The sequence below is a fragment of the Streptomyces sp. NPDC021100 genome, assembly GCF_044333095.1.
In the GTDB taxonomy this organism is placed as follows: Bacteria; Actinomycetota; Actinomycetes; order Streptomycetales; family Streptomycetaceae; genus Streptomyces.
In genome coordinates this window covers 688,415-701,001 of record NZ_JBIRQH010000001.1, presented here as the reverse complement: position 1 = coordinate 701,001, position 12,587 = coordinate 688,415, and the positions used below count along the sequence as shown (strand labels likewise).

The 12,587-nt window shown below is 68.4% G+C and carries 12 protein-coding genes; 8 read left to right on the top strand and 4 right to left on the bottom strand.

Annotated elements, in window-relative coordinates:
- Together ACH4PU_RS03180 and ACH4PU_RS03175 are read right to left on the bottom strand one after the other, a co-directional pair.
- A complete protein-coding gene (locus ACH4PU_RS03180; RefSeq protein WP_398264992.1) occupies positions 1–912 on the bottom strand; it encodes an aminoglycoside phosphotransferase family protein in 912 nt (303 codons plus the stop codon).
- A 78-nt stretch (positions 913–990) separates the two neighbouring features.
- The gene (locus ACH4PU_RS03175) at positions 991–1,740 is read right to left on the bottom strand and encodes a hypothetical protein (RefSeq protein ID WP_398264989.1); all 750 of its coding nucleotides are present in this window, start codon (positions 1,738–1,740) and stop codon (positions 991–993) included.
- Between the two features lie 223 nt (positions 1,741–1,963).
- On the opposite strand from ACH4PU_RS03175, the gene ACH4PU_RS03170 reads away from it, so the two are divergent.
- Genes ACH4PU_RS03170 through ACH4PU_RS03160 form a run of 3 tightly spaced genes read left to right on the top strand, consistent with a single transcriptional unit; the run spans position 1,964 to position 4,312 of the window.
- Positions 1,964–3,316 carry a tetratricopeptide repeat protein gene (locus tag ACH4PU_RS03170; protein ID WP_398264986.1) on the top strand — a complete coding sequence of 451 codons (1,353 nt, stop codon included), beginning with the start codon at positions 1,964–1,966 and terminating at the stop codon, positions 3,314–3,316.
- Position 3,317: 1 nt separating this feature from the next.
- Positions 3,318–3,854: an NUDIX domain-containing protein gene (locus ACH4PU_RS03165; protein ID WP_398264983.1), complete on the top strand. Its 537-nt coding sequence runs from the start codon at positions 3,318–3,320 to the stop codon at positions 3,852–3,854.
- Positions 3,851–4,312 (top strand): hypothetical protein, encoded by a 462-nt coding sequence (locus ACH4PU_RS03160; RefSeq protein WP_398264980.1) that lies wholly within the window; start codon positions 3,851–3,853, stop codon positions 4,310–4,312. Before ACH4PU_RS03165 ends, ACH4PU_RS03160 begins: the two co-directional genes overlap by 4 nt.
- Before the next feature lie 18 nt (positions 4,313–4,330).
- Here the strand turns inward: ACH4PU_RS03160 and ACH4PU_RS03155 are convergent, their stop codons facing one another.
- A complete protein-coding gene (locus ACH4PU_RS03155) occupies positions 4,331–4,630 on the bottom strand; it encodes a hypothetical protein (RefSeq protein ID WP_398264977.1) in 300 nt (99 codons plus the stop codon).
- 279 nt (positions 4,631–4,909) lie between these two features.
- Here ACH4PU_RS03155 and ACH4PU_RS03150 point away from each other — a divergent pair, with 279 nt between their 5' ends.
- Positions 4,910–6,529: an endonuclease NucS domain-containing protein gene (locus tag ACH4PU_RS03150; protein WP_398264974.1), complete on the top strand. Its 1,620-nt coding sequence runs from the start codon at positions 4,910–4,912 to the stop codon at positions 6,527–6,529.
- Between the two features lie 546 nt (positions 6,530–7,075).
- Here the strand turns inward: ACH4PU_RS03150 and ACH4PU_RS03145 are convergent.
- Positions 7,076–8,467, bottom strand: a complete 1,392-nt coding sequence (locus ACH4PU_RS03145) for a M1 family metallopeptidase (RefSeq protein ID WP_398264971.1) — start codon at positions 8,465–8,467, stop codon at positions 7,076–7,078.
- Positions 8,468–8,730: 263 nt separating this feature from the next.
- On the opposite strand from ACH4PU_RS03145, the gene ACH4PU_RS03140 reads away from it, so the two are divergent.
- From ACH4PU_RS03140 to ACH4PU_RS03125, 4 genes are all read left to right on the top strand, one after another.
- Positions 8,731–9,483: a GntR family transcriptional regulator gene (locus tag ACH4PU_RS03140; protein WP_398264968.1), complete on the top strand. Its 753-nt coding sequence runs from the start codon at positions 8,731–8,733 to the stop codon at positions 9,481–9,483.
- A 402-nt stretch (positions 9,484–9,885) separates the two neighbouring features.
- Complete coding sequence (locus ACH4PU_RS03135; protein WP_398264965.1) at positions 9,886–11,538, top strand: APC family permease; 1,653 nt, start codon at positions 9,886–9,888, stop codon at positions 11,536–11,538.
- Between the two features lie 158 nt (positions 11,539–11,696).
- Positions 11,697–11,906, top strand: a complete 210-nt coding sequence (locus ACH4PU_RS03130) for an SPOR domain-containing protein (RefSeq protein WP_398264962.1) — start codon at positions 11,697–11,699, stop codon at positions 11,904–11,906.
- A gap of 225 nt (positions 11,907–12,131) precedes the next feature.
- Positions 12,132–12,545, top strand: a complete 414-nt coding sequence (locus ACH4PU_RS03125) for an ATP-binding protein (protein ID WP_398264959.1) — start codon at positions 12,132–12,134, stop codon at positions 12,543–12,545.
- The last annotated feature ends 42 nt before the right edge of the window (positions 12,546–12,587 follow it).

Here is a 12,587-nt window from a genome sequence, read left to right as displayed (position 1 = left end):
TCAGATCTCCAGGAGGTGGAGGACGTCGGTGAGGTGGCGGCGGACGGCCTTGATGTAGGCGGGGTCGGTTGTCGGGTCGTTGATCCAGCGGATGGACTGCTCCATGAACCACTCGACGGCCCACATGCGGTGCCAGCCCAGGGCCCAGTGTTCGGCGGTGAGCCCGCCGCGCGGGGCGAGGGCGTCGGGTGTGCCGTCGGCGGTGACGTACTGCTCCAGGAAGACGCGCAGGCGCACGGGGTGTGGGGGCTCGATGGTGCCGTGCCAGCTGGCGAGGTCGAGCAGGCCGGGGCCGGTGAAGGCGCGGGCGAAGTCGAGTAGTCGCCACCCGTGCTTGCCGATGTGGAGGCTGGTGGGGTGGAACTCGGAGTGCACCCAGCCGAACGGTTCCAGCGTCGCTCCGGCCGAGCGGGCCTCGGCGGCCTGGGCGATCCGGTTGAGCGCGTCCGCGACGTCGTCAGCATCCTGCCACCGGTCGGCTTTGCGCAGGTGTTCGAGGTGCTCCAGTGCCCGGGCCGGGAGCGTGCGCAGCCGCTCCTGGTCAAGGACGGGCAAGGGCGGAGCCGCACGGGTGCCGTGCAGGATCACGGCCGCGGCGACGCCGTCGAGGTCGTCGGCCTCGCGTACGGACGGTCCGAGGTCCTCGATGAGCATGCCGAGCCAGCCGTCCAGGACGACGGAGGCGTGGACCTGGGGGACGGGTACGCCGAGTGTGTGGGCCAGGCGGAGGGCCTGGTCCTCGCTGTCGAAGGGCTTCTTGGCGTACTTGAAGATGGCCGTGGTGCCGTCCGGGAAGGTCACGCGCTCGACGCCGGACATGGACCACACGCGTACCTCCTTCCGTGCGGCGGTGGTCTGGCCGGTCGCGGTGATCAGGCTGTCGAGGAGTTCGGCGCTGGGGTTCGTGGTCACGGGAGGGCTCCGGGGAGGGGTGGTGGCGTCCGGGGCGGGCGAGGGATGCCGGCCCGCCCCGGAGCCTGATCGGGTGGGTTACGCGGCGGGGTTCACACGGTGGGCGTAGACCTGCTCGATCCAGCCCGCCTTGAAGGCCGCGAGGTCGTCGCGGAAGTTCGCCATCGAGGCACCGTAGGGCGCGACCACGCCGCCGGACTGGTCCGGCACGGACTGGCAGCCGTGCACGAGCCGACCACCGAGCGCGGCGTGGGCCTTGATGGACTCGATCCGGCGGTGCTCGTTGAACCAGCCGCCGTGGTAGACCTCGTCGAGCATCCCGCCCACCTCGTCGTCCAGGTCGAAGACGACGGAGGTGGCGGCGGGGAAGAACCAGCACGGGCCGACGTTGGAGATGTGCCCGTCCAGCTCGACCTTGTTGAGCGCCATGAGTGTGGCCGCCTCGCGGAGCATCCGCAGGTGGTCGGCGGTGATCTGCGGCAGGCCGAGGCCGGCCAGGTGCTCGTCGCGGAAGAGGTACGCGTACACCTCGTACGCAGTGGCCACGACGCGGGCCGCGTCGGACGTGGACTCGCTGTGCTGCTTGATGAAGTCGAGCGCGAGCTGCTCGACCGCGCTCTCGGTCGTCTCGTCCACGTCCAGGAGCTGGGACTTGACCAGCTCCCAGTCGGCGACGAGCCAAGTGTTCGACTCGAAGCGGAAGAAGTACTCGGCCGGGTCGATCGTGATGCGCTGGCCGTCGACCTGAATGCCGGGCAGGCGGCTCCAGCGCGGGTCGAACGCCTTGGGCAGCTCGACCGTGATGGCCGTGGTGTCGATGGTGGTCACCGTGTCTCCGTCTCTGATCGTCCAGACGCGGGCACAGGAATGCCCGAGCCTGGTGTGGGCGTACGGAACTTCGGGGTGCCGCCCGGACCAAGGGGAAGTCTGGATCACGGTCGCGCCGTTCCGGGCGGCTGCTGATAAGTGAACCGGTGGTCACGCTCAGTGGGTACGGTGGAAGGCAGTTGAAGCGGTATACGCGGTTTACAGCTCCAGGGCGGAGGCGATCGTGGCGGCGCAGCGAGAACCCAACGCCCGTCTGCGCGATGTCATCGACGTGGTCGGCTGCACCTACGAGGCCCTCGCCAGAGACGTGCGGCGCATCGCCGCAGAGAACGGCGAGATCCTCCAGACCAACAAGTCGGCCGTCTCGCACTGGGCGAACGGCACCCGTGCTCCGTCGGGCCGGGTAGGTCAGTACCTGGCCGAGGCGTTGTCCCGCCGAGCAGGGCGCACGGTCACCCAGACCGAGATCGGCCTCCAGGCCGGTGATGCCGATGCGCCGACGGAATCCGACCCCGTCCTCGCGGCTACCGACCTGGGTCGGGCCGATGTCGAGCGCCGCCGCTTCGCCATCGCGGCCTTCACCACCGCCGGGGTCGCCATGCCGCTCGGTTACGACCACGAAGCCACTGCCCGCATGCTCCGCGCCCGTACCGGCACGTCCCTGGTCGGGGCGGAGGACGTGGACGTCGTACGCCAGATCACCGCGGCCTTCAGTGCGGCCGACGAGCGCCTCGGCGGCGGGCACGGCCTAACCACCGTCGCCGCGTACCTCGCCGACACCGCTGCACCCATGCTGCGCGGACGCTTCCCCAGCGAAGCCTTACGCAGGGCCGCCTTCGGCGCCGTCGCCGAACTCGCCTACCTCGCCGGATGGAAGCACCACGACCTCGGCCAGGAAGGCGCCGCCCAGCGCTACTACCAGGTCGGCTACAAGCTCGCCTGCGAAGCCGACCCCCACGGCCACGCCGCCTGGATGATGCGCGCTCTCGCCCACCAGGCCCTGAGCCTCAAGCAGCCCCACTACTGTGTCGACCTCGTTGAAGGCGCCTTAGGCGCAGGTCTCGGCCACGTCGACGGCCAGACCGAGGCCCTCCTCCACATCACCCACGCCCGCGCCTACGCCGCAGTCAACGAGAACCCATTGGCCGCGCGCGCCCTGCTCGCCGCAGAAGACGCCCTCCTCCGCGACGACGGACCCCAACCCACCTACTCCCGCGTCAGCGGCCCCGCCGCGGGCACCGTAGCCAGCCACACCGCCCGCACCCTGACCGACCTCGCCGACCACATCGGCACCGAACAACAGCACCGGGACGCCCTCACCCGCTGGGACCCCGCGAAGTACAAGCGCGTCCACGCCCTCACCCACGCCGACCTCGGCGACAGCCTCGCTGCCCAGGCCCGCGCAGACGAAGCCGTCGCCGCCTGGACCCAGGCCCTGGCCCTCATGGAGGGCATGACCTCCGACCGGACCCGGAAGGCGATCACCTCAATCCGCTCCACCCTCGCGGTCTACCAGCGCCGCCGCGTCCCCGGCGCCGCCGATCTCGCCCGCCGCGCCCGAGAGGCCCTCGCCTAACATGCCCAACAACCCGCCCGATGAAGGGAACACCGTGACCCAGCAGACCGACGACCAGCCGAAGGCCCTCAAGCCGGCGCTCGAATCGATGACCCTGCTGGTCGCGGCCGTCATCGTCCACGACAAGGCCACCAACCGCGTCGTCCTCCTTCAGCGCAGCGAAAACGCCAAGTTCGCCCAGGGCCAGTGGGACCTCCCCGTCGGCAAGAGCGAGCCGGGCGAACCCATCACCGAAACTGCCGTGCGCGAGCTCTACGAGGAAACGGGACTCACCGTGAAGCCCGAGTCTCTCAAGATCGCCCACATCATCCACGGCGCCTGGGGCGTCGAAGCCCCTAACGGCTTCCTCACGGTCGTCTTCGCCGCCCACGACTGGACCGGCGAACCCGAAAACCGCGAACCCCGCAAGCACTCCCAGGTCCGCTGGGTCGACGCCAACGCCATCCCCGAAGCCTTCGTCGACACCACCGCCAGCGCCCTCCACCATTACCTGAATGACGGCTCGGAGGTCTCGCTGGACGGCTGGTCGGCAGCGTGAGCATCACACTGCTCCACCTCATACCCAAGGACCCGCACTTTGCGCCTGCGCCCGCTGCGAGCGAGGCTGCGCAAGCCCAGTTACGACAACTGGTTCCTGAGGCGTTGGGCGGTTACGACGTCTGGGACATCCCCAGCACAGCCTTCATTGATCCCGGGGAGAACTGGTGTGGTGTCCGGTGCCCCGTATGCGGCTCCGACATCGAAGACTGGTGGGGCGACGCGATGGACACGGCAGCCCTTCTGGACGGCTATTTCGACGCGCTTGCCGTGACGATGCCCTGTTGCTCTGCCCAGACGGACTTGAACGCCCTCGACTACGTCGAAGCTGCGGGTTTCGCCAGGTACAGCCTCGTCACCACAGACCCAGAATGCGAGCTGCCACTACCACCAGCCAGCATCCAGGCGCTGGAGGACCTCCTGGGCACGGACCTGCGACAGGTCATCGCCCGGTACTGACGTCAAGCGCTGGCTTCGCTATGCAGGGCTGCTCGGAAACAGAAGCTCGTATGGCAGGTGATCGCCGTCCGGTACGCGCGGCACGTAGTCCGGGGCCGTGCGTGCAGCCACAGCCAGCAGGCAAGCGGCAGCCTCCTCCTCGGAGACGGAGGCAAGCCCGAGGGCGTGCAGAAGGTGGTCGCGCTCGGCGTCGAAGTCCGGGTGGTCGGCCCGAAGGTCCGAGCCAAGCTCGCTGATCGCGAAGCTCTTTGCCAGGTCGCGCCAGAAGGGCAGTACGGCGATGAGTGTGATGGCCTCGACGAGGTCGGCGCCGATCAATGTGGCCTGGCCCTCCGAGTCGGCGTACAGGACGGGTCTCTCCTCGGCCCCAGCCTCACCACACAGGTAGTACGTGCTGCCAGCGCCGCAACCGGCTATCGGGTGTAGGGGGATCCTGGCAGGAAGGGCAAGTTCCTCGATGGGATCCCGGAGCTCATGAGGAGCATGGGTAGCCCGAGAGGCGGTTGTGCTCGCCAGGATGGCGGATGAAGTACAGAAGACTCGCCAACTGTGTTCCACCGTAGTGTCGTTGTCAGTCCTCCGGTTTAGCCTTCGGCCATGCGACCGCCTCTTGAAAACGTTCTGCGCGACGCGCTCGTACAGAACCTGCAGTTGATCGAGCCAGGGCTCCGGCCGGTTCAGTTCGAGGAGTACCCGCTGCCCAACGCACACGGCACCAGGGGGAGCATCGACATCCTGGCCCGTGACCGCCATCACATGTGGGTGGTCATCGAGCTAAAGCGGTCCCGGTCCAGCGCACGGCAAGCCCTGCACGAGGTCAACAAGTACACCGAGCTTCTCTGCCGGGAGAAGAACCTTGCGCCGGACCGCATCCGTGCAGTGATCGTTGCCATGCCGGATGATTGGGAAGAACTCCTGATCGCGGTCAGTCACGCCGCGCGCGACTGGAGTCATGATCTTCGCGGGTACCGACTGCTCCTGGACAGCAGCGGTACCCCCATCGGGGCCGAGCGGGTGGAGCTTCTGCCCCGGGCATTCGAGCCCCGCGTCACCCCCATCCACAACCTGTTCTTCTTCACCACGGAGGAACAGCGTGAGCAGGGCTGGAGGATCATCAGCAAGGTCGCGGACGAGCTGGGGGCGCTCGACCTGCTGGCGGCGGATCTGGACCGGGTAGCGGAGAAGCACTACATCCCTGCGCCTTTCGGCTTGTACCTGGCGGTAGGCCGGGTGAACGAGGAACTAGCCTCGGCGGATCTCCTGGGTGGTTACGACGGGCCCGAGCCATTCGCCGCCGAGCACCAGGCTGAGTACCTGGCCCTTTCCGAGATCTGCAACCGCCTTGCCCGCAGCAAGCTGCGTGGAATGAACATGGAATCTGCCCGGCCAGGGCTCTTGAAGAATCTCGCCGAGAACCCCAACTGGGCCATCCAAGGCTTCCGAGGCACCGGCGCCTACGACGACACAGCCGCCTTCGAACAGCAGGACCTGTTCCGCTTCCTTGCCGGGGACGAACGAGGAGACAGCCAGATCCTCTACACGGGCACCGCCAGCCCGCAGGTAGCCAGCCGCTGGAAGGCGTTCAGGCAGGAGACTCGGCAGAGCCTGGCCGGCAACTATGAGTGGGAGTCACTCGTGGACGGCTGGCTCGACGAAGTGGGCCCGAAGGTTGGTGAGGGAGACGTCGGATTGCACGTCTACAACCCCTGCGACCTCCTGCAAGCAATCATCCATGGGTGGCCGGACCGCATGGAGAACCTCCTGCCCGTGGTGGTGGGCGAAGCCGTACCCTGCCAAGGGCTGCGGCACTCGGTACGTGGCGCCCTGTGCTGGAACGGCCGAGGCATGTCCTTCCCCGATGCCGTGCGGCTCGTGTACCGAGACCCGCTGTTCCTTATGAGCAACATGTACGCGGGGACAGTGTGGGAACGTGATCGAGAGCTCTTGGACCTCCTGGGGCTGCACTATGTGCTCCTGGAGAAGGTCGGACCCGTTTGGGCCGAGGCGACCATGGCCGACGAGCACCGCATCTGGGTACATCAAGATCAGGGTGCTCGCGTCTACTCCTCGGACACGGACCCTCGCGGGTACGCACAGGCGTACGCAAGCATTGCGGCTGATGGCGAGATCGTCTCGATCGGGCAGTACCTCAACAGGCATTCCCGCGAGGTGGAGCTGGTGGCCAAGGAGTACCGAGCCTTCGTTCATACCGTCTAGCTCTTACAGGATCCAGCTGTGGCTGGCCCCAGAGCACTGCAATGGGCGGGTCAGCGCGCGGCAGGCCAAAAAGGCTGGACTGATCCATTGCTCCGGTCCCTGGTGCGACTGACCTGACCGCCGGCGAAGCCGCTGCCATCGCCGGGTGCTTCCAGGACGCCTTCGTTCCCGCCCAGCACCTCGTCTGGTTCGGGAGTAGCCTCGCTGTAGCGAAACGTCGAACAGGAACCATGGCCGCTGCCCAGTCGAGGGCGGCGACGAAGGCGTCACGGCGGAGTTGCGCAGGCACGTCGACGCCTTCGAGACCCAGTAGGACAGTCCGCAGACAGTCCGCAGGACACTCGTAAGAGACTGTCGGACCCCAACGCTCGCCAACGGAGAAACGCCTGGTCAGGGCGCTTTACAAGGCTTCGCCGCAGGTCAGGAGCAGCTTGCAGGCATTCCGCTTCAACGTCTGACCGGACGGAACGCCTCACCGCTGACGCGCGAGGGGCCGGGCTCTTGGAGCCCGGCCCCTCGCGCGTTCGGGGCGGCGTGTGACCGAGGCTAGGGCGTCGCCGGTTTGCCGGCGGTGTACAGCCATTTCTGGAAGAGGGGGGTGAGGTCCTTGCCCGCCAGCTTGGTGCAGAGGTCCGTGAAGTCCGTGGTGCGGGCGTTGGCGTGGCGGTGGTCCGTGGTCCAGGTGTGGAGGATCGAGGAGAAGGTGGTGTCGCCCACCGTTTCGCGGAGTTGGTGGAGGGTCATCGCGCCTCGGTAGTAGACCGGGTCGCCGGAGATGTCCTCGGCCGAGGGGGGATTCGCGGGTGGGAATGCCCAGAGGTCGTCCGTTTTCGGGCGGGCGTAGTACTCGGCGAAGGTGTCCGCCGCTGTGGGGCCCGCGTGCTGTTCCTGCCAGAGCCACTCGGCGTAGGTGGCGAAGCCCTCGTTGAGCCACATGTCCTGCCAGGAGGCGGGGGTGACGGAGTCGCCGACCCACTGGTGGGCGATCTCGTGGACGAGGGAGATCTCGTCGGGGGCGTGGTTGAAGTAGGGGCGGGTCTGGGTCTCCAGGGCGTAGTCGATGGACGGGCCCGAGCCGATCGTGGCGCCGGTGGAGGAGAAGGGGTAGGGGCCGAAGAGGCCGGTGCCCCAGTCGGTGATGGAGCCGACCCAGGAGGGGACGTCCGTGGCCCGGTTCGCCTGGGCGGTGTGGATGGCCACGGTCTGCGGGACCGTGCCGGCGGCCGTGCGGTCGAGGGTGAAGGAGCCGATGGCGACGGTCGCCAGGTAGCTGGCCATGGGTTCGGCGGTGTGCCAGGTGAAGGAGGTCCGGCCGTTCGCCGTTTCCTGTTTGCTCAGTTCGCCGTTGGAAACGGCTGTCACGCCCTCGGGGACGCTGACGGTCAGGTCGTAGGCGGCCTTGTCGGAGGGGTGGTGGTTGCCGGGGAACCAGGTCATGGAGCCGTTGGGCTCGCCGAGGGCCACGGCGCCGTCGGGGGTCTTCAGCCAGCCTTCTTGCGAGCCGTCGGGATCGGTGAGCGCCTCGGGGACGCCGTGGTAGGTGATGGTGGCGGTGAAGGCGCTGTCGGAGGCCAGTTCCTCGGCGGGGGTGAGACGGAGAGCGTCGCCGGTGCGGGTGGCGGTGGCCGGGGTGCCGTCGACCGTCGCCCGGTCCACCTGGAGGCCGTGGAAGTCGAGGCTGAACGACGACAGGGCCCGGTCGGTGCGGGCGCTGATCTCCGCGGTGGCGGTGATGCTTCCGTCCTTCGGTTCGTAGGAGAGGGAGAGGCCGTAGTGCTCCACCTCGTAGCCGCCGTTGCCCATGGTGGGGAACAAGGGGTCGCCCACGCCCTTGGCGCCGGCCGTCGCGGGGTCCGCCGGGCGGACGGTCGTTCCCGCGGGGGCGCAGGCCGGCAGGAGGGCGCACAGCAGGAGACAGAGCAGGGGGCGGCGGCGCACGGGGGCTCCTTAGGGTCACCGGCTCCCCGGATCTCCCGAAGGGCCCGGATCGCCCCCTGCCGGCCGGTCCTTCTGAAGATCACTGGGATCGTCCGCATCGTCGCAGATGTGCCGCCGGAGAGTGCGTATTGCACGTGCGTCAGGGTGGCGCTCACACCCTTCTGAGCTGCAATTCACCACATCTAGTGATTCCTTGGCCCTTAGTTGCGGATCGCAACGGTGAGTTGCGAAGCTGTTGCGGAAAGTCAACCTTGGGAGTGGACGTGGCATTCGGTGACCAGCCCGCATATCTCCGCGTCGCCGGCGATCTCCGTCAGAAGATCGTCGCCGGCGAGCTGCCGCCGCACACCCGCCTCCCCTCCCAGGCCCGCATCCGCGAGCAGTACGGCGTCTCGGACACGGTCGCCCTGGAGGCCCGCAAGGTCCTGATGGCCGAGGGGCTGGTGGAGGGCCGGTCCGGGTCGGGCACCTACGTCCGGGAACGGCCCGAGCGGCGCGCCGTGGTGCGCACCGGCTACCGGGGGGTGGGGGAGTCCTCGTCGTTCCGCCAGGAGCAGGCCGACCCCCGGGTCAAGGGCACCTGGGAAGCGCGCAGCGAGCAGTTGTCCGCCTCGCCCGCGGTCGCCGAGCGGCTGCGGATCGCGCCCGGTGACCGGGTGATGCGCACCGACTACCTGTTCCGCTGCGCAGGCGAGCCGGCGATGCTCTCCACCTCCTGGGAGCCGCTCGCCGTCACCGGCCGGACGCCGGTGATGCTGCCCGAGGAGGGCCCGCTGGCCGGCCGCGGGGTGGTCGAGCGGATGGCGGCCATCGACCTCGTCGTGGACAACGTCACCGAGGAGATCAGCGCCCGCCCGGGCCTGGCGCAGGAGACGCTGGCGCTGGGCGGGGTGCCGGGCCACTGCGTGCTGGTCGTCTCGCGGACGTACTTCGCGGGCGGGCGGGCGGTGGAGACGGCGGACGTGGTGATGCTGGCCGAGCGGCACCGTGTCGCGTACCACCTCCCGGTGAAGTAGCCCACCTCCCGGTGCGGTAGCCCGGCTTCCGGTGAAGTAGTCCGGCCGGAGTAGTCCGGCTCACAGCGCGCCGGCGGAACCGCTCGGCCGCCGTTTCGCGTACCACCTGACGGTGAAGGCGGCATGTCGTCCTCGTGAACGCTTCCGACGTCCGGTGGAACTGACTCGCCAGTCAGGAGCGTGGCCGGAAAGAGCCCCTTACTCGCACTCCTTACCCGAGGGTAGGAACTGTGCGGTGTGCCCCGGTATTCACCCATATAAAGCCCCGGTTTCTTGTGTTGCAAAACTCACATAGCCCCAGCTCAGGGGCTTTTGGCAGAACCGGCCCGGCCAAATCGCTCGTACGATGGCGCGGTTTGTGTCCTGCTGTGGGGGAGTAAGAAAGAAAAGGAGAGCCGGGGCTTGAGTACCGAACAGGGTTCCCACTCCAATTACCGCCGGACCCTCGGTCCGGTGGCCCTGACGGCCGTCGGCCTCGGGTCGATCATCGGCTCCGGCTGGCTCTTCGGCGCCCAGCGGGCCGCCGGCATCGCCGGGCCGGCGGCGATCCTCGCCTGGGTCATCGGCGCCGTCGTGGCGCTGACCATCGCCCTGACCTACAGCGAGCTGGGTGCGATGTTCCCCAAGGCCGGCGGCATGGTCCGCTACGGCCAGTACTCGCACGGCTCGCTCGCCGGCTACCTCGCCGCCTGGGCCAACTGGATCGCGATCGTCTCCGTCATCCCCGGTGAGGCGACCGCCTCCGTCCAGTACATGAGCTCCTGGAAGTGGAGCTGGGCCAAGGAGCTGTACGACGGCAAGGAGCTCACCGGCTCCGGTGTGGCCCTCGCCAGCGTCCTGCTGGTCTTCTACTTCTTCCTGAACTGGTTCGCGATCACCCTGTTCGCGAAGACCAACAACGCGATCACCGTCTTCAAGGTCGTCGTCCCGGTCCTGACCGCCGGCGCCCTGATGTGGTCGCACTTCGACACCCACAACATCAAGGTGGCGGGCGGCTTCACGCCCAACGGCTGGAGCGCCGTCTTCACCGCGGTGGCGACCTCCGGCATCGTCTGGGCCTACAACGGCTTCCAGTCCCCGCTGAACATGGCCGGGGAGGCCCGCAACCCGGGCAAGTCGCTGCCGAAGGCCGTCATCGGCTCGATCCTGATCGCGTTGGTCATCTACATCGCGCTGCAGGTCGCCTTCCTGATGGCCGTCCCCGCCGCCGACCTCGGCGACGGCTGGAGCGCCCTCACCTACAAGTCCCCGCTGGCCGACCTGGCCATCGCCTGGGGCCTGAACTGGCTGGCGATCGTCCTCTACGCGGACGCCTTCATCTCCCCGTCCGGCACCGGCATGATCTACGCCGCGACCACCTCGCGCATGATCCACGGCGTCCAGGAGAACGGCCACCTGCCGGGCATCTTCGGCAAGGTCGACCCGAAGACCGGCGTGCCGCGTCCGGCCCTGCTGCTCAACCTGGTCATCGCCTTCCTCTTCCTCGCGGTCTTCCGCGGCTGGGGCTCGCTGGCCGAGATCGTCTCGATCGCGACCGTCATCTCGTACATCACCGGCCCCGTCGCCGTGATGTCGCTGCGCCGCATCGCCCCGGGCATCAACCGTCCGGTGAAGCTGCGCGCCATGCCCGTCATCGCGCCCATCGCGATGGTCTTCGGCTCGCTGGTCCTCTACTGGGGCAAGTGGCCGCTCACCGGCAAGGTCATCCTGATCATGGCGGTCGGTCTGCCGATCTGGGCCTGGTACGAGCTGCGCAAGCCGTGGGCCGAGCTCAAGCCGCACCTCAAGGCCGGCGCCTGGATGGTGGCGTACCTGCTGGTCATGGCCTTCGTCTCGTGGGCCGGCGGCAAGGACTACAACGGCAAGGGCTACCTGGGCGAGGGCTGGGACCTGCTGGTCGTCGCCCTGATCGGCCTGGTCTTCTACGCGTGGGGCGTGCGGAGCGCCTGGCGCAACCCCTCCCTGGTCGCCGCCGAGGAGGAGATCGCGGAGATCGAGCGCGCCGAGGCGGCGGGCGAGCCCGTGGACGCGGTCCCGTCGGCCTCCAAGGCGTGACGGCGCGCGTACGTGTGCCGGACGGCGCGCGTACGCATGGCCGAATGCGCACCTCTTCGTGAAAACCCGTATCCGCTGCGTAAAGGTCGGGCGTACGCTCGGGCATATGCGGACTGCGGTTTCTTCCCGAAGGGTGCGACGGCGGAGGGGCAGGGGCGATGAGTGAGAGCGAACCGGTCCTGCCCTGGCTGGTGATCCGCCAGGACGACAACGGCAATCGCTACCGCGTCGGGCGGTACGCCACCAGGCTGGAGGCCGAGCGCGTGGCCGACCGCCTGGACGAGAGCCTGGAGACGCCGGACAAGGCCCCGGACAAGAGGGGCCGCCGACAGCTCTACATAGTCGAACGCGTACGGGTGGCCCCCTGACCGGGGGGCCACCCGTGGCCGTTTCCGGAGCCCGGCCCCTCTCGTCACGTCCGATCGCGCCGTGCCTGTACCTCACATCCGTCCCGCCTGCCCCGCCGGCGCGTCGTAACCGGGCGTAACCCGACTGCGGGCCGAAGCGATACACCGACCCTCATACCGGGTATGTGCTGATTATTGGTCCCAAGCCGGGCATTCCGGCTGGGTCGCATCAGAGCGGTCTGGGAAGTGGTCGGCGTGAGCGACAGCGCACTGGCATCGACTCCGGGTTTCGCCGAATGGAGCTTCCCCGCCGAGGCCGGTGCGGTGCGCACCGCCCGTACGCTCGTCCGCGACACCCTGCTCGCCTGGGGCCTGGCGGACGTCACCGACGTCACCGTCCTCCTCGTGAGCGAGCTCGTCACCAACTCCCTGCGGCACGCCACCGGCCCCATCGGCGTCCGGATGTACTCCCGCGCCGGCCGTGTGCTGCAGGTCGAGGTCTCCGATCCGCTGCCCGATCCGCCCCGCGAACGTGTGGCCGAAGCCGACGACGAGGGCGGGCGCGGACTGCAGCTCGTCGCACTGGCATCCCGCAGCTGGGGTACCCGCCGGGGTGACAACGGCAAGACGGTGTGGTTCGAACTGAGCTTGCCAGGTTAGGAACCCGGGGAAGACCCATTGCGGGTCGAGACCGTGCTGTGA

Bases quoted from the DNA above. Each gene is read 5' to 3' on its own strand.
- ACH4PU_RS03130 (WP_398264962.1), top strand. From the start codon at position 11,697: ATGAGTGAGAGCGAACCGGTCCTGCCCTGGCTGGTGATCCGCCAGGAC.
- ACH4PU_RS03150 (WP_398264974.1), top strand. From the start codon at position 4,910: ATGCGACCGCCTCTTGAAAACGTTCTGCGCGACGCGCTCGTACAGAAC.
- ACH4PU_RS03165 (WP_398264983.1), top strand. From the start codon at position 3,318: ATGCCCAACAACCCGCCCGATGAAGGGAACACCGTGACCCAGCAGACC.